Annotated in this window: 18 protein-coding genes and 2 pseudogenes; 6 read left to right on the top strand and 14 right to left on the bottom strand. The window is 52.9% G+C overall.

What is annotated here, in order from left to right; all coding sequences use genetic code 11:
* Positions 1 to 9: 9 nt before the first annotated feature.
* On the bottom strand, positions 10 to 2,865 hold the full coding sequence (locus ACYVI1_RS18380) for a TonB-dependent receptor (RefSeq protein WP_460912198.1): 2,856 nt from the start codon (positions 2,863 to 2,865) through the stop codon (positions 10 to 12).
* Between the two features lie 194 nt (positions 2,866 to 3,059).
* On the bottom strand, positions 3,060 to 3,965 hold the full coding sequence (locus ACYVI1_RS18375; RefSeq protein WP_460912197.1) for a helix-turn-helix domain-containing protein: 906 nt from the start codon (positions 3,963 to 3,965) through the stop codon (positions 3,060 to 3,062).
* A gap of 701 nt (positions 3,966 to 4,666) precedes the next feature.
* Here ACYVI1_RS18375 and ACYVI1_RS18370 point away from each other — a divergent pair.
* Positions 4,667 to 5,782: pseudogene (locus tag ACYVI1_RS18370) on the top strand (epoxide hydrolase family protein); the annotation flags it as partial.
* A 42-nt stretch (positions 5,783 to 5,824) separates the two neighbouring features.
* A complete protein-coding gene (locus tag ACYVI1_RS18365; protein ID WP_460912196.1) occupies positions 5,825 to 6,568 on the top strand; it encodes an SDR family NAD(P)-dependent oxidoreductase in 744 nt (247 codons plus the stop codon).
* A gap of 9 nt (positions 6,569 to 6,577) precedes the next feature.
* On the opposite strand, the gene ACYVI1_RS18360 is transcribed toward ACYVI1_RS18365, so the two are convergent.
* The 12 genes from ACYVI1_RS18360 to ACYVI1_RS18305 all read right to left on the bottom strand — a co-directional run bounded on the left by ACYVI1_RS18360 (position 6,578) and on the right by ACYVI1_RS18305 (position 15,970).
* Entirely contained in the window at positions 6,578 to 7,474 is an 897-nt protein-coding gene (locus tag ACYVI1_RS18360; RefSeq protein WP_460912195.1) for a helix-turn-helix domain-containing protein, read from the bottom strand.
* Positions 7,475 to 8,056: 582 nt separating this feature from the next.
* Positions 8,057 to 8,518 carry a DoxX family protein gene (locus ACYVI1_RS18355; protein ID WP_460912339.1) on the bottom strand — a complete coding sequence of 154 codons (462 nt, stop codon included), beginning with the start codon at positions 8,516 to 8,518 and terminating at the stop codon, positions 8,057 to 8,059.
* Between the two features lie 53 nt (positions 8,519 to 8,571).
* Positions 8,572 to 8,931, bottom strand: coding sequence for a hypothetical protein (locus tag ACYVI1_RS18350; RefSeq protein WP_460912194.1), 360 nt, complete (start codon positions 8,929 to 8,931; stop codon positions 8,572 to 8,574).
* A 77-nt stretch (positions 8,932 to 9,008) separates the two neighbouring features.
* Positions 9,009 to 9,845, bottom strand: a complete 837-nt coding sequence (locus tag ACYVI1_RS18345) for a Crp/Fnr family transcriptional regulator (protein ID WP_460912193.1) — start codon at positions 9,843 to 9,845, stop codon at positions 9,009 to 9,011.
* Positions 9,846 to 9,891: 46 nt separating this feature from the next.
* Positions 9,892 to 10,671: a DUF4386 domain-containing protein gene (locus ACYVI1_RS18340; RefSeq protein WP_460912192.1), complete on the bottom strand. Its 780-nt coding sequence runs from the start codon at positions 10,669 to 10,671 to the stop codon at positions 9,892 to 9,894.
* A 10-nt stretch (positions 10,672 to 10,681) separates the two neighbouring features.
* Positions 10,682 to 11,341 (bottom strand): hypothetical protein, encoded by a 660-nt coding sequence (locus ACYVI1_RS18335; RefSeq protein WP_460912191.1) that lies wholly within the window; start codon positions 11,339 to 11,341, stop codon positions 10,682 to 10,684.
* A 124-nt stretch (positions 11,342 to 11,465) separates the two neighbouring features.
* Positions 11,466 to 12,044 carry a Crp/Fnr family transcriptional regulator gene (locus ACYVI1_RS18330; RefSeq protein ID WP_460912190.1) on the bottom strand — a complete coding sequence of 193 codons (579 nt, stop codon included), beginning with the start codon at positions 12,042 to 12,044 and terminating at the stop codon, positions 11,466 to 11,468.
* Between the two features lie 148 nt (positions 12,045 to 12,192).
* Positions 12,193 to 12,831, bottom strand: a complete 639-nt coding sequence (locus ACYVI1_RS18325; RefSeq protein WP_460912189.1) for an NADPH-dependent F420 reductase — start codon at positions 12,829 to 12,831, stop codon at positions 12,193 to 12,195.
* 75 nt (positions 12,832 to 12,906) lie between these two features.
* A complete protein-coding gene (locus tag ACYVI1_RS18320) occupies positions 12,907 to 13,398 on the bottom strand; it encodes a nuclear transport factor 2 family protein (protein WP_460912188.1) in 492 nt (163 codons plus the stop codon).
* 33 nt (positions 13,399 to 13,431) lie between these two features.
* Positions 13,432 to 14,268 (bottom strand): sugar phosphate isomerase/epimerase family protein, encoded by an 837-nt coding sequence (locus ACYVI1_RS18315; RefSeq protein WP_460912187.1) that lies wholly within the window; start codon positions 14,266 to 14,268, stop codon positions 13,432 to 13,434.
* A gap of 17 nt (positions 14,269 to 14,285) precedes the next feature.
* Positions 14,286 to 15,200 (bottom strand): SDR family oxidoreductase, encoded by a 915-nt coding sequence (locus ACYVI1_RS18310; RefSeq protein WP_460912186.1) that lies wholly within the window; start codon positions 15,198 to 15,200, stop codon positions 14,286 to 14,288.
* Positions 15,201 to 15,265: 65 nt separating this feature from the next.
* Positions 15,266 to 15,970, bottom strand: coding sequence for an SDR family NAD(P)-dependent oxidoreductase (locus tag ACYVI1_RS18305; protein WP_460912185.1), 705 nt, complete (start codon positions 15,968 to 15,970; stop codon positions 15,266 to 15,268).
* A gap of 472 nt (positions 15,971 to 16,442) precedes the next feature.
* Here ACYVI1_RS18305 and ACYVI1_RS18300 point away from each other — a divergent pair, with 472 nt between their 5' ends.
* The 4 genes and pseudogenes from ACYVI1_RS18300 to ACYVI1_RS18285 all read left to right on the top strand — a co-directional run.
* Positions 16,443 to 20,276 carry a sigma 54-interacting transcriptional regulator gene (locus ACYVI1_RS18300; protein WP_460912184.1) on the top strand — a complete coding sequence of 1,278 codons (3,834 nt, stop codon included), beginning with the start codon at positions 16,443 to 16,445 and terminating at the stop codon, positions 20,274 to 20,276.
* A gap of 419 nt (positions 20,277 to 20,695) precedes the next feature.
* Entirely contained in the window at positions 20,696 to 21,676 is a 981-nt protein-coding gene (locus ACYVI1_RS18295) for an alpha/beta fold hydrolase (RefSeq protein ID WP_460912183.1), read from the top strand.
* Positions 21,677 to 21,702: 26 nt separating this feature from the next.
* Positions 21,703 to 21,924: a transposase gene (locus ACYVI1_RS18290; protein ID WP_460912182.1), complete on the top strand. Its 222-nt coding sequence runs from the start codon at positions 21,703 to 21,705 to the stop codon at positions 21,922 to 21,924.
* Positions 21,899 to 22,018, top strand: a pseudogene (locus tag ACYVI1_RS18285) (IS3 family transposase); the annotation flags it as partial. The gene ACYVI1_RS18290 and the pseudogene ACYVI1_RS18285, both read left to right, overlap by 26 nt.
* Positions 22,019 to 22,052 lie beyond the last annotated feature (34 nt).

Here is a 22,052-nt window from a genome sequence, read left to right as displayed (position 1 = left end):
CCGACATCGTTAGAATCTGTATTTCACCGTCAGGAAGTACGCCCGGGGCTGAATAGGTATAATCTGAAATATCGAATTGGGGGCTGCGTTGCGTTTTTCAACCGTAAAGCTGTCGTGACCAAACGCATCCACGAGCGAAAATTGGGTCGAGGGTTGCCAGTTCATCACCCCTACCGTATTGGCCAGGTTGTTGATATTGGCAGTCAGCGAAATTTTTGGGCTGATAGTGTACCCGGCACTCAGGTTGAACTGTCCAAAACCCGGCAGGGTAAATACATTGGCGATATTGGCCTGCCGGGCGCCGAGGTACTTGTAAGTGAGCATGGCATACCCTTTGCCAACTGAATAAACCGGCGAGATGTTGAGCATCAGGGCAGGTACGTTCTCCCCTGTATTCCCGTTGTAGTTCACCAATTGATCATCGGCTTTGCCGTTATTGCCGATCACCCAGGCCTGCCATACCGTTGCGGTAGCCTTCTGAACCGTAGCATTCGCATTGATGCTGAATTTAGCGGACAGGTTGACATTGGCCTCGGCTTCGAGTCCAAATGTGGAGAGGGTGTTGAACACAATCGGGGTAAAATATGACGTACCGTCCGTATCCTGCCCCACAGTCGAGACCGGGACATTGCTCAACCGGCTGTAGAACGGAATAAGGGCGCCCGACACCGTTGCCGTTTTGATTTTATACCCTACTTCAACTTGGGTCACGGTTTGCGCTTTCGCCTGTGGAATGGCCGTCTGGTCCCGGTAATTATCAAAGTAGAACTGCAAATCGGGTGCTTTCTGCCCGCTCGAAAAGCGGGTATAGACCGATGAGCTATTGTTGAGTCTGTAATTAACCCCTGCCGAATACGAAATCAGGTTCAGGCTGCTGCGGTACGGGATCACGGGGCCTTTCACGAAATAATAATTGTCGTACAGCGTCAGCGGGTTATTGTCAACACCGCCTTTGTCAGCCGCCGGGTTTTCAATACCGACGGTGTTTGAGCCATTGACCCCGATGTTGTCATAGCGTACTCCCAGATCAATCGTTAGCCTGTCGGTGGCCTGAATCCCGTCGGCCACGTAGAAAGCAATCTGATTTTGATTGATATCGTTGGCAGTAAAGGAGAACCGCCCGCCCGACAGCCCGGCATACCCAAGCGGGTTGGTCACCTGTAGTTTTGGGCCACCACCCGGCAGGGTCAACGTAATATCCAGCGGGCTGGCTTTGTTTTCGATGGGTCTCAACGAGGTGTTAGCCGTACCGTTGGGGTCGGTAGCCAGGTGCGAAAACGCCAGATACGACCCAAACGTGAGCGAATGCTTCCCGGCTTTTTTGTTGAGGCTGATTTGCTCGATCACTTCATCGACTTTCGACTGGCTGTAACTGGTGAAGTTGAACAACACCCCGTTAGCCATGATTTGCTGGTTAGGCAGGTTGTTCCTGGTAACTGCCCAGCTTGGCCCTCTCGAAAAATCGGCATTGATTTCGGCCAGTTGCTGACCGGTAGCCCGGTCGTTCAACGAAATGTTGCCGGGGGTAACAAAGCCCATTAACGCATAGGTCAGCAGGCTGGTCAGGGAGGTCGGTGTGGAGAGAATGGTTAGATCCTGCTCAACGGTTTTGTGCGAATATTTGATGTTGTTGTTGAGCGTCCAGCCGTTTTTCAGGTTCAGACTGAGTTCAGTGCCTAAACTGATGTCGGTGCTGTGGGCTAATTTAGCCGGGTCGAACGTGTAGGTATTGCTCGTCCCCCAAAGTGGTTGAACCGACGCTCCTTTGGGCAACATATACGAATCGTAGTTCGTAAACCCGGCGGCTATGCCGGGGTTATCATAATTCTGGGCGGGCAATGCCTGAGGCAGGGCGTTTCTGTCGTTGAGGTATTTGGCGTACACCTTCCAGTACCCTCCATTGGCGAGCGGTTTTATCAAGTTCGCTTTAATCTGTCCCCCCTTGTTGAGCAGATAGCCGGGGTTGCGCGGGCCTTCCGAAGCCCGATAAAAACCGCCCACGTTGTAAAACCAACCCGACGACCCGAGCTTCCCGCCGAGGTTGGCATCGAGCCGGTTGAACACATTCCGCCCGTTGCCTTCCAGTCCGAATTTGTACCCCACCTCGTTGACCGGTTTCTGGCCCGTATTCGATACATAGTTGAAAATTCCCCCCGGCGAGTTGTTGCCGGTAATGGAGGCCGATCCACCCCTGACCGACTCCAGGCGGGAAAGTGTGGCATCGGCGCGGTAGAAATAATCGGCTACGATATTACCCGATGATATATTCGATGCAGGCAGGCCGTCCTCCATCAGGGCCACATAATAGTAGCCGTTGCCGCCCGATGCGCCAAACTGGTTGGCATTGACACCCCGCGAATAAACGGTGTTGTTGATTTCGCCCACCGACGAGTTGACGTAAACCCCCGGTGTATAACTCAATAAATCGGCTGCGCTGTTGGCGGCTAATCGGGAAATGGCTCGGCTGTTGAGCGTGCTGATGGCAATCGACGATTCCAGGGCCGTTCGTTTATCAAACACCCCCGTCACGACGACCTCATCCAGACTGGCAGACGTTTCACTCATCGTTACACTAATGGTTGTTTTGCCGTTGATGGCCACTTCCTGCGTCTGGTAGCCAATGAACGAAAACACCAGCGTGCTGCCCACCGGTGCTTCAAGGCTATAGGTGCCGTTCTGATCGGTAGTTGTCCCCTTATTTGCCCCTTTAAGCACGACCGTTACCCCAGGCATGACTTCATTTTTTGCCCCTTTCACAGTACCCGAGATTGGGGTGCTCTGGGCCAATAGATATGTAGAATTCGGCAGCCATAGCCCTACCAGCAGGATGATGCGCCAGAGCGCAGTTACCGTATTTTTTTTCATGATAAGCGGTTTTATTGGCTTCGGTTTTGCAGAACTAATTCAAGAATTAATACCGCATAAATAAGACACAACAAAATTACCTGCCTGAAAAAAAGGGAGTTAGGCAATTTCAATACAGACTATGCAAAAATCAAACAAGAGGATTTTAGAGAGGGAAATTTGGATTTTATGGGTCCGGATGGGTTATTCTGAAGTCATTCTCCTTTCCGAAATTCCTTTGGGGTAGATCCCGTGTGGTGTTTGAAGAAGCGGCTAAAATCGCTATGATCCTGTTTACCGATTTTGTAGGCTATTTCACTAATGCTTAAGGCCGTTTGTTTGAGCAGGGTTTTAGCTTCGAGCAGCAGCATCTCATTGAGCATGTCGTGGGCAGTTTTACCCATTGTCGTCTGTAAGCATCGGTTCAGGTAGGTCTGCGACACTGACAGGTGGGCGGCATACCCGGCTATGGTATGGATGTCGTAGATATGCTGCATCAGGGCATTTTTGTATTGCTGGGTGAGCAGCGAAGCCGCATCTTTGGTCTTCGCGTCTAAGCCTATAAAGCGGTTTAATTCGAAGAATAGGGCAAGCAGATAGGTAGCAAACAGTTTAAATTCATTCGGATTCGTGTTTTGGTATTCCGCTTCGAGCCGTTCCATCAGGTGCATAATACGCGGCATGGCTTCGTCCGGCACCCGGATCAATGGATTGCCAATGTATTGCAGAAATGGAAACTCATCCAGTACATCATTTTGCAGGAAACAGTTCTTGAAGATATCGGTCTGGAAGTGGCAAAAGAATCCCCGGATGTCGTTGCTCATCGACTCTGCCGTGCGAATTTGGTAGGCCGGTACGAAAAAGAATGTATTGGCCGAAATCTCATGCCGATCAATGCCTTTGGCCCGAACGGTGCTCCCCTGGGTCACCAACAAAAACTCCGTGACGGTTTTGCGATATGGGAACTGCTTACCCGAAATGTGTGGCCGAACACCCTCAAGCCGATTGATGTGGAAAGCCTGGTAGTAGGGCCGCATCATCCCCTGGGGGAAGGTTGCGTTGATGTCTTCTAATTGAAGCAGCAGAAAATCCTGCTGGTCGGGGTGGTTTGTTCGGGGCATGGCTTACCTAATATGTCTTCATTGCACCGATTTGAGCAGCAACGGCCCCAGCAATCCCGACTCTTTGAGCCTGAAAGCCCCCGACCGAGGAAGCAGATTGACTAAATCCATTCCACGAAATGAACAGCAAGCAAGTCAGTAGCGTGATTCCTCTCAACGGGTGCAACCCGTAACGAAACACATTGATTGTTAACCTATTTGCAAAGTACTTCTCTTTAAGGATCCCTACAACTATGCTCGTCCATGGCTGATATTGCTCGAAGAATTTTATAAAAATATTAAGTGCTTCGTACAATTCGGCCTGCTAACAAAGCATTCCTTCTATCGAGACGGGCGGGCCGACGTCTTATTGGGCGTAGTCGGTTAAGGCGTTCGCTCATCGGAATTTTTTTTAATGGGGTATTTCTTAGCCTAACATATACCCAAGTCGGGACAGTTTTTGTGCCTTTTTTAATTATACCCATCGGTAGAGTACCAAGATTTTTGCCACCATAACCCGAATCTGGATTATCGCTGTGCCCTGCCCAATCGCCACCTTTGTTCCATTCATTTTCAAGCAGTACCGAACAAAGTACAGGGCCATGAACATATACCACAAATCCATTCATCGTCTAAAGATTCCGCTGGCCGGACTACTTCTTTTTTTATCGGCCCTCATGCCGCTACGGGCGTAGCGGCTAAGTCCAGACGTCAAACCGTTTCGCATCAACGTATCAGCCGATGCCCTGCGGGATTTAAAACAACGACTGGCGGCTACGCGCTGGCCCGATGAGGTAGCCGACAGCGACTGGAATTACGGTACAAGCCGAACTTATGTGCAGGAACTGACCCGCTACTGGCAAACCCGCTTTGACTGGAAGGGGCAGGAAGAACGATTGAATCGCTTTCATCAGTATGTGGTTTCGGTCGATGGGCAGCGCATTCATTTTCTCTACGAACGCGGTAAGGGCAAGCAATCCACGCCGGTGGTTCTGTTGCACGGCTGGCCCAGTTCGTTTGTCCAGATGGCGGCAATTACTCCGTTGCTGACCCAGGCCGACGCCGAGGGGCGTTCGTTCGACGTCATCGTGCCTTCACTGATTGGCTACGGTTTTTCGCCGGGAGCCACCCAGCCCGGTATGACGGTGAGCCGCATGGCCGAACTGTTCCAAAAGCTGATGACCGATAAACTGGGTTACGGCCAGTTCATGCTGCGCGCCAGTGATATTGGGGCAGGTGTTGCCAAAGAGTGGGCGCTGGCGCACCCGACCAACGTGTTGGGGCTGCATTTGTCGGGGTCAAATCCGTACACATTCGGTGTCCCGGCCGACCTGAGCGAAGCCGAGAAATCGTACCTGCAAAAAGGGCAGGAGTTTATGCAGGCCGAAGGGGCGTACGCCATGGAACAGTCGACCAAGCCGCAAACACTGGCCTATGGCCTGAACGACTCACCAGTGGGCTTAGCCGCCTGGCTTGTCGAAAAGTTTCGGACGTGGAGCGACACTGGCGGCCAACTTGAGCGCGTGTTCAGCAAGGACGAACTGCTGACCAACATCAGCCTCTATTGGTTTACCCAGACCATCGGCCCGTCGATGCGGGCGTACTACGAAAGCGCCCACGTCCCCAGCCCCCACGCCGGGCAGCGAGTGACGGTCCCGACCGCCTTTATGATGCTCCAGCACGACATTGCCGTTGGCCCCCGCGAGTGGGAAGCCCGCACGTATAACATCGTGCGTTGGCACGTCAATCCGGCGGGCGGCCACTTTGGTGAATGGGAGCAGCCCGCTGTGATTGCACAAGACATGCAGGCATTCCGAAACGACTTAATAAAACATTAACCAACAGTCAATCAGCACATTAATATTAAATCATTTATTGGTATGGCACAGTCTAAAAAAAGTACTATTGCCCTGATTACGGGCGTAAGTCGGGAAGAAGGAATTGGTTTCGGTTTAGCGAAAGCGATGTCAGCGCAGGGCTTCACCGTCATTATCACCGCCCGCGACCGTCACAAAGCCGAAGAACTGGCCAGCAAACTGGCGACCGGTGGGCAAACCCTATTGGGGGAAGCGGCTGACATCACCAGCGATGAAAGCATCGATCAGTTAGCTGAGTTTGTGAAGGCCCGCTTCGGGCGACTGGACATATTGATTAACAATGCGGGTAGTGGCTTTGACTACGGTACAGCTCCGCTCGAAACCGATTTCGCCACCACCAAAACCGCCCTGGACACCAACTTGTTCGGTACGTGGCGCGTCATCAAAGCCTTGCATCCGCTGCTGAAACAGGCACCTGCGCCACGTATTGTCAATATCTCCAGCGGAGCGGGTTCGTTTAGCCACCCGATTTTTGGGATGCCCGTCCATCCGGCGCTAATGACGTCCTACGGCCTCTCAAAGCTCGCCCTGAACGGCCTGACAGTGCAACTGGCGCGCGAACTTAAACCCGAGCGTATGCTGATAAATGCCGTCAATCCGGGCTTTGTGGCAACTGCTCCGGGCATGGACACTATGGGAGCGCGGTCGGTAGCCGACTCCGTGGCTGGTATTATCTGGGCCGCTACGTTACCCGACGACGGCCCGACGGGTGGTTTTTTTGAAGACAAACAGCCGATTGACTGGTAAGTCGTACCGTCACACCGGTCGCAAGCTGGCTCGGTACGCGAGAGGTGTCAAGCCGGTTTCTTTTTTGAAAAACTTCACAAAATGGGTTGGCTCGGAGAAGCGGAGGTGATCGGCAATTTCGGCGATAGTATTATCCATGTACTGAAGCAGGTAGCGGGCCTCGGCCAGCCGACGCTGCGTAATGAATCGTTTGGCGGGCTGGCCCGTGGCGTCACGGACGGTTTGGCTCAAGTGATTGGCCGTTATGCTGAGCAGGTCGGCGTAGTCATCAACGGTTGTTTTAGTCAGGTAGTGTTCGTTGACCAAATACTGAAATTGAGCTGTGATGATAGCCTGTGCTTTCCGGGAAGGCGTCATGGGCTGGCTCTCCTCATAAATACGTCTAACCTGCCAGAGTAAGGCCTGTAAGGTGGCCTGCATGATCGGCTGGCTAAAGGCCGAGTCGGTTTGCTGTTCGGCCAGCAGTTGGTAAAAGTTGGGCAATAACAGCGTCTCCTGGCCGGGCTGGAGCGGCAGTAGATTGGTTTCGCTGATGTTAAAAAACGGGTACTGTTGCAGGAAATTGACCGTCGTCGATACGCTCAGAAATTCGCTCTTGAAAAACAGACAGTAGCCAAACCAATTCCCTTCTTTCGACCACCGAACGACCTGACCGGGTGCCACACAAACGATAAAAGAGCGTGGGTCGTGAAACTCGGTCTGATTAAGCGTAAAATGGAGGTTCTGAGTATTCAGATTAAGCGCGAGCGTGTAAAAATTGGCCCGGTGAGGAGGCAACCTGGTCACAACCAGATTGTTCGTTTCGGCCATGTCGAAGCAATGAAAGAGCGGATTGCGGGTGCACAGTGTCGCGCCCGTCAGCCGATGCAGTTGGTTGATGTCTTCATACAGCGGAATGCCAGTCATAGCTCTGTTATTTGCCTTCGATAAAGCCAACGCGGTCGGGTAGTTTATCCAGTTGCCGCGCTCCTCCGGTGTGCGAAACCAGCCGCCGGGATATACCCTGGGCGTTACCGGGGACTGCCATAAAAACAGGTAGTAAACACCTCTTCCAAAAGTACAACGCCGAACTACGTACATAAGTTAGCCCGGCGTTGTACTTTCTCAACAATGGCAAATTATACGTTGGGACAGGCTCTCCAAATAGTGTTTGGTTCTCGCTAATCGCATTATGGGTAGTTCATCCCAATCGGAACTGTCCAGGATGTGAATGGGGAATGAAGCACGATTTTTATTCCCTTTCCAACTGACTGTACCGAAAGAATCATCCATCTAAAAAGCCGCGCCAGTTGAGTCTGGACGCGGTTTTATCCTATAAATCTCTGTGCTCATCAAATCACCCTATTCCATAGGTGTTTGGGGGCGATTTTTTTCAAACAATTCGGCCTCAGCTTCAGTCGCTGGATGTACGTAAAAATTGGGTGTTAATTATCCATTTGCTGATAGGTAAAGTCGGCAAATAACCCAGCTTCTGAACTACCCGGCGCACTATACGATGCTGATTAAGACGGTTGAGATGGATAGGGCTGTTTGTCGAACCTGATTGGCGGATTGCCTGCTCAAAAATTGGTCAATCGAGTAGCGGCCACCACCGACTAAAAGCAGCACCAAACTCATACTAAGCAGGAGCAAGTGCATTTCATACCCTTCCCCAGCCTGTTTTCCAGTCCAGTTCATCCAATAGCCAACCGGTAGATGCACCGTTAACACCGCCCCCAGAATAATGAAAAAGGTTGCCAGAGCGTTTACCCGTGTCAGTACCCCCAGAATCAGGGCCAGTGCGCCTACCGTTTCAAATACGATAACCAGGAAACCCAGGAGCCACGGCAGGCCAATCGTTTGGGTGAAAAACTGTATGGTGCCCGTGAAGCCATAGCCCCCAAACCAGCCAAAGGCTTTCTGGAGACCGTGCGAAAGCATGACAATACCGAGTGGCAGGCGAAGTAACAGCCAGTCAGGCCATTGTTGGTTGAAATGATTTTGCTAAACATGGCGACGGTCGGTTACAGTTGATAGAAAAAAGTCTCCCGGATAATTAGCCCCTCCTGCCATTCCTGCACGTTGATCTCGGTAAATCTCGTCGGCCCCCAGTCGGCATGGTCAAAATCGCAGGCCCAGGTAATGGCCGATACGCCACTGCCGACCGTGACGTTCAGGGCTTTGTACTCACGGATGGCAGTAATTTTGCCCAGAAATTCGACTTCGTAGGCCCGGTTGATGGCCTTTCCCACGCGGGGTTCGGTGTGGTTTTCCTGCATCACCACATCGGGGTGATAAAACCGATCAATTGCTTCAACGGCCTGACCGGCCTCGACCATCGCGACAAGTTCGTGGAGCAGATGCTCAATTGGAGTTGGTTGCATTGTGTTTTTTGGTTGGTGATAGTACATCACAAAGGTCAGGCAACTAATCTGGCAGACGCTTAAACTAGATTAAGAAATCAGTGCCCGGCCATTTTCCGGCGAATCATACTCAAAAACTCGGGCGTAATTCCCAGATACGAAGCAATCTCTTTCTGCGCCACGCGCTGCTCCAAAGCGGGGTAGGTTGCCAAAAAAGTTTCGTACCGCTGCTGGGCGGTCAGCGATAGATTCTGGACGATTCGGCGTTGCTGAGCCACGAAGGCATTTTGAAGCAACACCCGGAAATACTGCACAAATTGGACGACTTGCGCGTTTAGGGCATCGAATTGACTCTTGTTTAACTGCAGGATGTCACTGTCTTCGAGCGCCTGAATGGATAACGTTGCGGGAGTCTGAGTTAGAAAAGAGGCCATGTCGGCGGCCCACCAGTTTTCGACCGAGAAAAACAGCACATGTTCAAATCCATCCTGATTGGTGACGATGGTCCGAAAGCAGCCTTTAACGATAAAACTCTCATCGGTGCTCACTTCGCCTGCCCGTAAGAGCCATTCTTTTCGTTTAAGATGTTTACTCCGTAAGGCGGCACGAATCAGGGTGGCATCCCCATCGTTCAAGTCAACATACCGATTGATATGAGCAATAATAGGTTCCGTGTTCATTTTCACAAACTCGTTATTGGACTGTCCGTTGCCTGCTTTCATCATACATGAGGTTAGGTCCTGCTCAATTTGATGCCCCGGTTTAAGGTAATGAGTCGGGTGCTGCTCCAGCTCAGCCTGCGTGAAGCGTCGGGACACCGAGGCAAAGCGGTTGAAAAGGAGCAGCCATCCGAAACAACTTTTCAGACCTTGTTGTGGGCTGAATAAGGTGAAAATAAAACCTTCGTCGGCACAAGGCCAGAACACTATATTCATTGTGGATAGTCTCCCTGACGGGTTGGCCAACTAACGGAAGGGCGGTTTAGTGCACTGCATCGACGATCACCAAAGGTTTAAGTAATTGACGAACAGGGCGGTAGAAGGCCAGCCATGCCCCTATCCCCAGCAACCAGACTGACCAGCCGGTGTTGGCCACAAAATTGATCGTGCCGTATAACTCCGCTAATGGCCCACCGAAGTGTTCCCCGGTGCTCACCAGCAGGCCTGCGCCAATGGGCAGACCCAGCACGGCAAACCACCGTTTCACCACACGGCTCCGCAGCAGCAGCAGGGCCAGCAGGATGGTCCAGCAACCCATGACCAGAAAGCCCAGATGTTCGCCAATGGTCATACCGGCGTAGCGGTTAATTGTTTCGTACAGCAGCGCAATCGTTGGCTGTTGGGTCGGTTGCTGGCCGTATTGTTCAGCCAGAAATGGGATGATAAACACCCAGCGGCTAAACCCAATCGCCTGAAAAATGGCCGTTGCCACGCCCGTTCCAATCAGTGCCCCTCGTAAAGCCGACGACCCGTCCGGTTTAAGAACCGCACTGAAGGCATATGACAAGGGTAAAAACAGCAGGGCCGATAGCATGAAGACGTAGTAAGCCGGGACAATTACCGACGCGTTAGCGGCAAACAGGGGCAGGGCAACCGACGCGGGTTCGCGCAGAATGTCCGGGAAGCGAAAGTAGGCCGAGAGTAGGCCGACGGGGGCAACGACGCTGCTGATTTCAGCCATGAGCAGGCAAATCAACCACAGTTTGGCAGAGGGACGACCATACGGGACGGCCTGCCTGGATACATCAATGGCAGTTTGCATGGAAGTACGTTTAGAAGCCAAGACCAATGTTCAGACTCACGTGGCTGTTGCGGAACGGCTGATCTTCGCCGATGCTACTCACGTCGCCCCGTCGGTTGGACGTTTCGTAATCGAAGTCGATGTTGAGAGCCGACCGTTTTTTGAACACCGGAATCGAGTAGCCCAGACCCGCCAGCAGCGTCGTACCGACAGCAAACTGATGCTCGTAGGTGCGGGAGTTGTTAAACTTGGTCTTCTCGGTCATTTGTCCGATGCCGAAACTGCTTTTCAGACACAGCCCTTTGTTGAACGTTCTGGAAAGCAGGTAATATTTGGCCCCCACGCCCACATGGTAATAGTTGAACAGGTAGGTTTCGTTGTTGCCGCCGTTGTTGGGTGTGGCAAAGAATCCTTTGATGCCCGTGCCGACGCCCAGTCCCTTCCAGCGGTTGGGGGCCGCGTAAAACCAGGTCGTTAGGGTGTTGCCCTGGTTGCGGCCATAGCCCCGGCCATCATTGACGGTTTCTTTCTGGGCCAGGGTGCCCGAAAAAAACGTGTTGCCGTAGCCGATGCTGACATTGGCATAGATGGGCAGCTTAGTTGGCGTCGGCTCGGTATCCTGCGCCTGAACGGCAACCGTGATCAGTAAGGCTCCCAGGCCAAAAGCTAAAAAAACAGGAGTCGTTTTCATCCGTATCGGGTAGTTTGTTTGTGTCTGAACTACCCAACAAAGGTGCAGCCGCGTCCGGCCCCATGCCTTGACCTGGGTTAAGTACGACAGGAAAGATCTTGACCTGGGTTAAGAAAGAAAAATCTTAGCGGTTATCGGCGAGTCGTTTCCGGATCCGGGAAAGGCTTTCAGGTTTGATGCCGAGGTAAGAAGCGATGTGGTGCAGGGGAATCCGCTCGACTACTTTTGGCCGGTCGCTGATTAGTTTGAGGTACCGCTCCTCGGGTGTATCGAAGAGCAGCGACGCGGTTCGGTACTGAGAGCCGATGACCACATTTTCGGCCAGAACGCGCCCGAACCGCTCGAATTTAGGCAGGTCCGTATACAGTTTTTGTAAGTCACGGTGTTGCATAACCAACAACTCGGCATTCTCTAAGGCGTCAAAATACTGGATCGATGGCTTACCCGTCAGGAAACTTTGGTATTCGCCGATCCAGGACCCCTCGAAAAAGAACTGGCCGTTAAACTCACTGCCATCCTTGAGGTAATAGTAGCGCAGGCAGCCCTGGTTAATAAAGGCAATATGCGTACACACCTCCCCGGCCCGCAGGTAGTGTTCGTATTTGGTCAGTTTGCGGGGCGTCAGCAGGGTCACGAAGTGGACGAACTCTTCGGGGGTAAGGGGCAGCAAACGGTCTAAACTGGCTTTAAGTCGGTCAAACATGGTGTAATCACGTCAGCCACTAAAGATAGCCATTTAGGTGATCAATAAAGAATCAACTTACGAAAAATAAGCACTTTGCGGAATTTGCCCCGAAAACCGCCCTCATCATTCATTGGTTGAAAAACGAAGTCGTAAAAGAGTAGGCCGGTTACCCTTTCAATACGTTGATTCCCAGCCGGGGAAACATCCCACTGACGACGGCAAACTGCACCCAGGCCGAGGCCAGCGTTTCCAGACTGCGGGCCGTCAGCAGGGGACCAGCGTTGACGGGTACGTACCCGGCATCATGAATCAGGCGGCACACGGTCTCTTTCACGTCTGAATGATCGCTGCAATAGAAAACACTGGCTTGCCGATCCCTGAAGGTTTGCTCCTCGATCAGTTGAGCGAATGTGATGTTAAAGGCTTCCACCACCCGCGTATCGGGTAGCCGTTGTGCGATCTGCTCGGCCACGGACTGTATCAGATCGGTGGGAAGACCAACGGTGCTTCCCGTAAAATCTGGGCGCAGGCCGCTCACACAGGAAATCAGCAGTTTGTTGGCAAACGGTTCTGGATTGGCCAGCACCTCCGTCAGCGACGGCGGGGGCACAGCCAGCATGATGACCTCACCAAAGGCAGCGGCCTGGGCAACCGTTCCCGACTGGGTATGCTCGTTGAACCGGGCCAGCCGGGCCAGCTTTTCTGCATCGGTAGAATAGCTGAACAGCACCTGATGCCCGCTGGCGGCCCAACGCTTGCCGAGGGCCGCCCCCATATTACCAGCGCCAATAATGCCTATTTTCATGATCGGTGTGAGATTAAATGATGGAACAAAACAAACGTGAACACGCTCAGTAAAGGTGTAGGATATCAGGTTGCATTAACGATTCAACGATTTCGCCCGGATGTGTGCGGGGATTTCCGGTACACCCAGCACTACTCCCCGGTAATCAGGTGCGTCCTGGTAGATGGTGTGGTACGTGCGCTTGTGGAACAGCCACTGACCGTCTTCTTTGATAAGTTCGTCTTCGTACATCGATAGGTTGTAGTTGCCCGTCCCGTCTTTACCCCGTGCAATTTCGTTCACGTAAAAACGCGCATAAGCTCGCTCTCCCTCTACCAGTACCACACCCGGCCCGGTCAGTTGTACGAAGAAATCCCACAGACCCAGCATATGCACGAGCGATTCGCCCATACTGATTTTGCCGGAAAATTGCCGGTTGATCGGCTCACCAATGAGCCACGCGCCGTCGGTTGCCCAGAGCGACTGGAACATGGCCCCGTCTTTGCGGTTGGCTGCGTCACTGAATTTGTCGGCCAGCGAACGGATGGCCATCTCATCGACCAGTGGCTGTATTGATTTCTCGTCCATCACCTTGTTTATTGATTTTGTCGAAATGACTGGCTAACCAGCCAGCAGTTTATCTAAATGGTGAGCAACCTGTTTACCAGCCTCAACAGCATCCATCGCATCGATCCGGTCGGAAAACAGCTCTACCCCTACCGCCGATTGACCCCCGATGCTGGTCAGCAAACTGGCTAAGCTGACCAGCGGAAAATCCCCTTCGCCCGGAAACAATCGGTGGTGCAGCAGGTCGTTGACCAGCGTCCCGTTGAGTTCTCGTTTGGCATCGGCGTACTGGACCTGAAAAATCTTCTCCCCCGGAATGGTCCGCAACAGGTCGTCGTTAACAGTACCCCGGTAGTAGTGCCACGCGTCGAAGGTCAGGCCCCCGTTGGGGGCATCGGCCAGCCGGACAATGTCCCAGGCTTTGGCCAGGTCATTGATCCCTGAGAAAGGCATAAATTCGAGTTGCAGGCGGTAGCCGTAGTCGGCACAACGCCGGGCTAAGTTGGCAAACCGGTCGGCAGCCGCTTCGGTATCGACCGGATTACCGTAGGTTTCGATCAGGTTGATGGACTCGATACCCAATCCTTCGGCCATGCGGAAGATGTCATCTTCGGTGAAGTTCACAAACGCCAAATCAGTGGCTGTGGCCCAGGACGCGGGAGTTGTGTCGGGCACCCACAACGCAAACGGGTCCAGTACGCTGATACGGACACCCTGATCGGCTGCCGTTTGTCTAAGCTGGTTCAATGACATCCCGCCCTCGGTGAAGGTTTTAACGTCATTCGGGAAGATGGACATTTCGCCGAAGTTGCCCGCAGCAGCCGCAGCCAATCGGTCAGCAAAAGATTTAGTACGGACATTAGCCGCCCAGAATACGCGTCGTTGTGGCATGTTTCTTAACGAGTTAATTAAGACTGAGTTCGATCAACGGCAGGCGAATCGCTCACGACTGGCGTCAGCAGATGCGCGGTGCCAATCCAGCCGAACAGGTTAGTCTGCATGTCCGCCTGCAACGTGTTAATCTGCTCAATCTGGGGAAAGGGGTTGGCCACCGTGACCCGAAACGGGCGCTGCCCTACTGGCGCCCCGATGACCTGCTCAATGGCATCGACCACGGTGTTGGGATCGCCCGCCCGGGTGGGATCGGGGGTTAGGTATACGTTTTTGATATAGTCCCAGGTTGGCTGGCCATACCCGTCAATAACGGTCTGGTCCTGCGCCTGATTGGCGGGAGCTTTCTGTTTCATTTCGGTCATCATATCGAACGGCTGCAGCGTACTGAACTCGACGCCGAAGGGGGCCAGTTCGTACCGGTACGCTTCGGAGGCCGCATCCAGTGCCCATTTTGTGGCCAGGTTGGGGCCACCGTAGGGTAGAATAAACCGGGCCTGCAATGAGGATATGGTGATAACCAGGCCTCGCTGCTGTTGCCGCATCAGGGGTAAAACGGCTTTCAGCGTTCGGATGCATCCGAATAGATTCGTATCGAAATAGTGCTGCCACTGGTCCAGGGTGAAGGCTTCCATCATACCCGGCCCCCAGATACCCGCGTTATTGATCAGGATGTCGATCCGGCCGTCTTGCTGGGTTAACTGACGAACGGCCTCGTTAACGGAGGCATCGCTGGTAACATCCAGTTGGATGGGACTGATAGCCAGGCCGTTGGCCTGGGCAAATTGCCGGAGTTCATCGGCACGGGGCTTATTGTGGCCGTCTATGTCGCGCATGCTGGCGTAGATGCGGTGGCCCGCCTGAGCCAGCCGTTTAGCCGTTAAAAATCCGATGCCGGTACTGCTGCCGGTGATGAGAATGGTTTGTTTCATGGCTTGTCTTACGCGTTATTTTTTAAGGTTCTGATGGGCAAGTGCGTGTTGATTCGTACCCCCGTTCAAATCAACAGGTCTTCGGGTGTTTGCAGTTTGTGCCAGTAGTGGCCCAACTTGCCGGGGGTATCAACCAGCTTGAGGGTAAACTCCGCGATAGCCTCCGCACTCAACCACAACTCATCGAGGTGAGCGGTCAAATCAGTTTTGACAACGGCAAAAGCCGCCACGCCGAATACGCGGACCCCATGCGGACTGGCTTCGTGATGAAGGACCTGCGCCATCATTTTCTGGGCGGCTGCCATAACGGAGACCACCCCCGAATGCGGGACCGGATACTCGGCCGCCCCGCCGTTGATGAGCAGGTAGGCACCCGTTGCCTGCTTCTCCAATAGCGGCAGGACGGCTCTGGCAAACCGGAAATGAGAGGAAAGGCTGTTGTTGACCACCGTGTCCCACTCGGATAGGGGTAATTCGCCCAGTTTCGGACCGATGTACCAGCCCCCCAAACTGGCAATGGCCATGTCGATGGTTCCCAGTTTGGTTAGTTGGGCCTGTAGATCGGCAATCTGGGCTTCATCCTGGTAGGCGTTCACTAAGATGTGGGTGTCGGCTTTGGTTGTTTCCTGACGACTCAGCAGCACCTCCAGCTCCGACCGCCGGGTATCATCCCGAACAATGGCGATGACCCGGTGCCCCCCGGCAACGAAATGACGGACAAGCCCGCGACCGACCGCCCCGGTGGCTCCCCCAATGACAATTGTTTTCATAATTGTGCGTGTAGACTGATTGAAACGCTTTTCTTTATTGACAAACGCTTACCCATTAGCCGACATGGAGAGTTCCTAATCAACTTGTTAACACACGCCGGATGAACGTCCATTGACTGTCTATTTCCTGGGGATACGTAATTTTAGATTTAAGCAACTGAATGCGGTATCAGACTTCACGGACGCATAGCATACTTTAAGAATAACCAGTTCGTACAACTGCGACCGATCAACAACCTGTAGTCAAGACGTATGCCGGAAACGGAACAGGGCGACTGAGTACAAATAAATTAATAATAAGTCATTGATAATCAGCAACATATTAGTTAGATTGAGGATGACAAATCCACTTTCTGCAAGTTAGCAATCTCCGAAATATCGGAGATATTCCATGCTAACATCCGAACGTTGGGAGGGGAAACTAAATACGTAGCAATCAGGTTTTTAAGCCGGTTTATCGAGATGAAACGATATGATTACCAACTACGAAGCCGCACCTGCCGTTATTGAAGAGATTCGTCAACGGGAACGGGAAAAGTCGATACTGCTTGCTATTAGCGGGGCCATTTCGTCCACGCGAACGGCGACCGATCTGCTGACCGTCATTCGGGAAAAGATTCAGCAACTTATATCGTTCTATGATACGGGTATTCTCATTGTTGAGCCTGATGGGCAACATCACTACGATTTAGCGGTACGAATGCCAGGTTGGGACTCTTCGCAGGTGAACCAACAACTACAGGCCGAACGTCTCGACCGGGTGCCCCACAAAGACTCTTACCTGGCCCATGTAATCCAAAAAATTGATGAGGCAACGACACCCGTTATTGAAGACTGGGAAGTAGCCTTTGAGCAATTCAGTCATCCATTCTTTCCAATTCTAAAGGAGGGAGGGTACAAACAGGCCCTTGTTACAACGCTCAAATCAGGCGGCAAAACCATCGGTACCCTATGGCTGAATGCACGGGAGAAAAACCACTTTCATCCCACCCAATTTGCTATCTACCAGGCTTTAGCCGATCAGGTGGCCGTAGCAGTGGCCAATATTCTGGCCAACGAGGAGATTCTCGAACGGGAACAGGAGAAAACAAAACTGCTGGAAATCAGCGAAACCATTGCACAGGTGAAGTCAACGGACAATCTGCTGAAGTTGATTATCGACAAGATAAAACCTCTGTTTCGGTTTCATGACTGCGGCCTGTTTATCGTTAATACCACCACGCAAACCCATACGGACCTGGCGGCCGTGCTGCCCGATGTAAGCCCGAGCGAGTGGAACGAACGGATAGCACTCGTTTCCAAAAATGTTCCTCATCCAGGTTCGCCCGTCGAGTGGATGATGGCTGAAATTGACAAAGCACATGGTCCCGTACTTTTTGATTTTCAGGAACTGGCCGCGATGTTTCCCTACTATCCCCAGGTTGAGAATATCGGCCTGGTGGAAATGGGCTATCGGGATTGTCTGGCAACTAATCTTAAGGTTCGGGGGCAATCCATCGGTATGTTTTGTATCAACGCGCTCGAAAAAGATTTCTTCATTCCTGCCCGGTTCTCCTTCTTTCAGTCCGTTACCAACGGTGTATCCATTGCCGTTGCGAACATCCTGGCGAATGAGGAGCTGGAGCGCAAAGCAAAGGAGAAAACGCTCCAACTCGCTACGCTACAGCTCATCAACCAGTTGCCCGCGATTTCCTCCCATGACGCACAGGTAACGACCCTGCTACAGATTGCACAGGAAATCGACTGGGTTATGCCCTTCGATATGCTGGTATCGAACACATTTTTCAACAACCTCCATTTTCTCAGCAGTTGTTTCGAAATCAGCAAACAGGAGGGCATTTTCCGTCCCCTTCCCGAACGGGAATCGTTCCGAAGCCGACAGCGGCTGCAACTGCACCAACTCACCGAAACCCAGTTGCCTATGGCCGGGTTGTTCCGTCGGCCGGGAGTCTATGTCGGTCAGGCCTTCGCGGACATCTGTGCCAACTATCCTAATCCCAAACTGGCGCGCGATACGTATGGAATTCAGTCGGTCATGTACGTGCCCCTGCGCATCTTCGGGAAAGAAGCCGGTACCATTGTTTTGGCCAGCCGCCAGCCCCAGGCCTTCACGACCGATCAGCTTCAACTGGTTGAGGAGGTGTTTGCTCAGTTGGCGATGGCAATCGAAAACCTGCTGGTCTGCGAGGACCTGAACCAGCGTGAACGGGAAAAATCGCTGCAACTGGCGCTCAACAATACGTTGGTGAACCTGAAAGCTCCTGATCAGCTAGCGCAGGCCCTGGCCTGCGAAATTAACCGGATTGTACCCTTCGAGGGATTTAACCTGCGTATTTACCGACCTAAGGGGGTCACCTACCACACGTATCTGTACCGGGGTGAGTCCGATGAGTTTACCGAAACCCTGCAATACTTACTGGTGCAATCTCAGTTCAAACTGGCGGACATGGAGCAGCTAGTATCTGCAACCGACCCGCAGTCGGGCCTGTATGAGGGCGAATCATGCCGACAATTTTGCGCCCGGCATGAGTTGTACCAGTTCATTAGTCAACTCTATTCGTTTCAGTCCCTGCTGGTGTTTCGTCTGCCACTGGCCCACGGCTACTGTGCCGCCCTGGCGCTTTGGTCGGCCCAGCCTTCGGGGTTTAAAACGTACCATTTCGACTTGCTAACCGGCTTGTTACCCCAGGTGTCGCTGGCGTTGGAGAACCTGCTGTCGTTCGACGATTTACACCGGCGTGATGAACAGAAAGCGACTCAGTTAGCCATTTCCAACATCCTGCTTACCCAGCAACAACCAACCCCGGTTCTGCCGGATATAGCAGCCGTGCTGGATCGGTCGCTCTCCTGCGACTTATGCTGCTTATTGTCGTCGCTCAAAGCCGTCATGCTGGAAGGGCTGAGCTGGGGGGCTGTTAAGTCTGGTGAGCAATTTATGCCGGTCGCCCGCGAGGAGTTTCTGCAACAGGCGGGACTATCCGAAGAGGCCTATCAGCAGCAGGTGTCGGCTCAACTGGTCCAGCCGACTACTCCGCACCTGTACGTGGGGGAGTCATTCGATCAGCTACTCACCGGGCACCCGCTGGCCAGTGCACTGACTACGAAAACAGGTATTAAGTCGCTAATCTGCCAACCGCTGGTCGTTCGGGGCGGGCAGACGGTTACGCTGGTAATTGGCAGTCGGCGGGCGTATGCCTACACCCCTGCCGACCTGGAAACCACGCAGGAAGCCGCCCTGCAGATGGCCCTGGCATTGGAAAACCGGCTGGCCTTTGCCGAAATCGAGCAGTTAAAGGGGCAGTTCGAACAGGAAAACGTTTATTTGCAGGATGAACTGAAGGTTAGCTATAACTTCGATGAAATCGTGGGTGAAAGCCCCGCCCTCGATCAGGTGTTCAATCAGGTGCGACTGGTGGCTCCCACCGATTCCACCGTGTTGATTGAGGGCGAAACCGGTACGGGGAAGGAACTCATCGCCAGAGCAATTCATAACTACTCGCCCCGCAAGAGTAGCATTATGGTCAAAGTAAACTGTGCGGCCCTGCCCGCCAACCTGATCGAAAGCGAACTGTTCGGTCACGAAAAAGGGGCCTTTACGGGAGCCCTCGAACGCCGGTTGGGTAAGTTTGAACTGGCCAATGGCGGCACGATCTTTCTGGACGAAATTGGGGAATTGCCCCTGGAGCTACAGGCAAAATTGCTGCGGGCCATTCAGGAACGCGAGATCGAACGGGTCGGTGGCAAAACCACGATTCGGATTGATGTGCGTATTGTAGCCGCTACGAACAAGAATTTAGCGCAGGAAAGCAAAGGGGGTACGTTTCGTACCGATTTGTATTACCGCCTGAATGTGTTTCCGATCCTGTTGCCCCCTTTGCGGCAGCGACGGGAGGATATTCCGTTACTGGCTACGCACTTTGCCCGGAAGTTTACCCGGAAGATGGGTAAAAAGGTGACGGGCCTTTCTCCACAGGCCCTGCAACAATTAATGGCGTACGACTACCCCGGCAACATCCGCGAACTGGAACACATCATTGAACACGCGGTAATTCTATCGCAAGGCAACCGCCTTGACCTGGGCAGGCCGCTGGCGGCCACCAGTCAAGCCAGGGGCTTAGGCCGCTCGGATGTGTTGACCATCAAAAGCCTGCAACATCATGAGCGGGATTATATTTTGCAAATCCTGAAACACACGGGTGGGCGCATTCGCGGAATTGGTGGGGCGGCTGAATTGCTGGGTATTCATCCCAACACGCTGGAATCGCGCATGCAAAAGCTGGGTATTCAAAAAGCGTTTGTGCTGTAGCAGAGTAACCAAGGTATCCATCATAATAAACAGTAACTGGCCCCTAATTCAGCGTCAACGCTGAATTAGGGGCCAGTTACGCACTCAAGTAAGGCGAGTTCACCGCCTGACCCCAGCACTTCGCCCCTGCATACGCCCATCCGATATTTCAGGTATACTCCTGCTAACTACGATATATCGCAGGAATTGCGATTAATTATCCGCCCCTTCCCGGATATCAATACACATTAACTACCTATTAGTCAGCATTTTTAGCTTGACGTTATGGTGCGCTGCCAATTCCTGGCATTGCTTTTGGCATAGCGATATCAACGGCTTAACTACACGTCACGCCATCGAGGATAGGGTACGGGCAGCATTGCTTCGTTAAGCGCCAATGCAATCAATATTAATAATCTGTCAACTAAAGAAACATACGGATGAAACTTCGCCACTTTTTTGCCATCCTTGCCCTCATCAGCACGTTGACTGCCTGCACTGACAATGGAAGCGAAATGACGCCCCAGACTCAGGCCCAGCAGGACGCCCTGTTGCCAGCCGCCCAGCCGCCCGCCGGCTTTACCAGCCGAACGGCCACCGTCAATGGCGTTCGGTTGCATTACGTAATTGGGGGGCAGGGCGAGCCGCTGGTACTACTCCACGGCTGGCCCGAAACCTGGTACGAATGGCACCGGGTGATGCCCGCCCTGGCGCAGCGATACACCGTGATCGTTCCCGACCTGCGGGGTATTGGCGAGTCGGATAAAACCCTGCTCCCGAATGGATTCGACAAAAAAACGCTGGCCGCCGACCTGCGGGGGCTGGTTCAGCAATTGGGCTACCCGCGCATCAGTCTCGTTGGCCATGACATCGGGATGATGGTGGCCTATACCTACGCAGCGCAGTATCCGGGCGAAGTGCGTAAATTAGTGCTGATGGATGCCCCCTTACCCGGCATTGAGCCGTTCTGGACGGGCCTGTTGCAGGATGCGCGCTCGTGGCATTTCGGATTTTATGCCGCCGACGGCGACGCGGCTGTGCACACCATCGGATCAACCATTCGGCCGTATCTGGTAGAATTTATTCAGAAGTTTGCCGCCAATAAAAACGCGTTTACGACCGGGGAAATCAATGAAATCGCTCGGGCATATTCGCAGTTGGGGGCATTACGGAGCAGTTTCGACTGGTACAAAGCGGTGTATAGCCTCGATATTGCTCAAAACAAGTTGTACGCTCAGCAGAAACTAACAATGCCCGTACTGGCGCTGGGGGGTGAATTTTCGGGGCCGTACGTGTTGCCGATGGTACAATCGCTGGCCACCAACGTACGGGGCGGCACCATTGCCAACAGTGGCCACTGGATTGTGCAGGAACAGCCACAGGCGTTTCTGGACCAGTTGCTGCCCTTTCTGGCCGAATAGACTACTACGCATTTTTCAGTAGACACATGAGAGAGGAGATTTTTGGCCGCTTTCAGTACAGCGAACACCTCCGAGAGACCGCCGTTTTTCGAATCCTCTTCGGCGAAGAAGACGTAAGCCAGGTGATGGCTGATTTGGGTATTCACAGTGGATACACGATTCGTAGCTGGGTGCAACTCTATCGCCAGAAGATGCAGACCAGCCTGCTAACTTCACACCTGGTCAGATCGAGGGAGCCAATATTGTAGTTTTGACTATGTTCGCAAGCTGAAAGGAGCCAATATTTTGATTAGCATGACTCAGCAAGGGGACCTCTATGAAAATGCCATCGCCGAACGAGTTTGGGAAAGGGGAATGACAAATGGTTTTATATTCC

This window comes from Spirosoma areae (assembly GCF_054781775.1).
The sequence above is the reverse complement of the archived record's forward strand: the minus strand, read 5'-3'. Positions and strand labels throughout refer to the sequence as shown.

Coding starts and splice junctions, on each gene's coding strand:
- ACYVI1_RS18325 (WP_460912189.1), bottom strand. CDS start 12,831: ATGAAAATAGGCATTATTGGCGCTGGTAATATGGGGGCGGCCCTCGGC.
- ACYVI1_RS18345 (WP_460912193.1), bottom strand. CDS start 9,845: ATGAATATAGTGTTCTGGCCTTGTGCCGACGAAGGTTTTATTTTCACC.
- ACYVI1_RS18380 (WP_460912198.1), bottom strand. CDS start 2,865: ATGAAAAAAAATACGGTAACTGCGCTCTGGCGCATCATCCTGCTGGTA.
- ACYVI1_RS18335 (WP_460912191.1), bottom strand. CDS start 11,341: ATGAAAACGACTCCTGTTTTTTTAGCTTTTGGCCTGGGAGCCTTACTG.
- ACYVI1_RS18295 (WP_460912183.1), top strand. CDS start 20,696: ATGAAACTTCGCCACTTTTTTGCCATCCTTGCCCTCATCAGCACGTTG.
- ACYVI1_RS18310 (WP_460912186.1), bottom strand. CDS start 15,200: ATGAAACAAACCATTCTCATCACCGGCAGCAGTACCGGCATCGGATTT.
- ACYVI1_RS18330 (WP_460912190.1), bottom strand. CDS start 12,044: ATGTTTGACCGACTTAAAGCCAGTTTAGACCGTTTGCTGCCCCTTACC.
- ACYVI1_RS18290 (WP_460912182.1), top strand. CDS start 21,703: ATGAGAGAGGAGATTTTTGGCCGCTTTCAGTACAGCGAACACCTCCGA.
- ACYVI1_RS18360 (WP_460912195.1), bottom strand. CDS start 7,474: ATGACTGGCATTCCGCTGTATGAAGACATCAACCAACTGCATCGGCTG.
- ACYVI1_RS18320 (WP_460912188.1), bottom strand. CDS start 13,398: ATGGACGAGAAATCAATACAGCCACTGGTCGATGAGATGGCCATCCGT.
- ACYVI1_RS18315 (WP_460912187.1), bottom strand. CDS start 14,268: ATGCCACAACGACGCGTATTCTGGGCGGCTAATGTCCGTACTAAATCT.
- ACYVI1_RS18365 (WP_460912196.1), top strand. CDS start 5,825: ATGGCACAGTCTAAAAAAAGTACTATTGCCCTGATTACGGGCGTAAGT.
- ACYVI1_RS18305 (WP_460912185.1), bottom strand. CDS start 15,970: ATGAAAACAATTGTCATTGGGGGAGCCACCGGGGCGGTCGGTCGCGGG.
- ACYVI1_RS18350 (WP_460912194.1), bottom strand. CDS start 8,931: ATGCAACCAACTCCAATTGAGCATCTGCTCCACGAACTTGTCGCGATG.
- ACYVI1_RS18340 (WP_460912192.1), bottom strand. CDS start 10,671: ATGCAAACTGCCATTGATGTATCCAGGCAGGCCGTCCCGTATGGTCGT.
- ACYVI1_RS18375 (WP_460912197.1), bottom strand. CDS start 3,965: ATGCCCCGAACAAACCACCCCGACCAGCAGGATTTTCTGCTGCTTCAA.
- ACYVI1_RS18300 (WP_460912184.1), top strand. CDS start 16,443: ATGATTACCAACTACGAAGCCGCACCTGCCGTTATTGAAGAGATTCGT.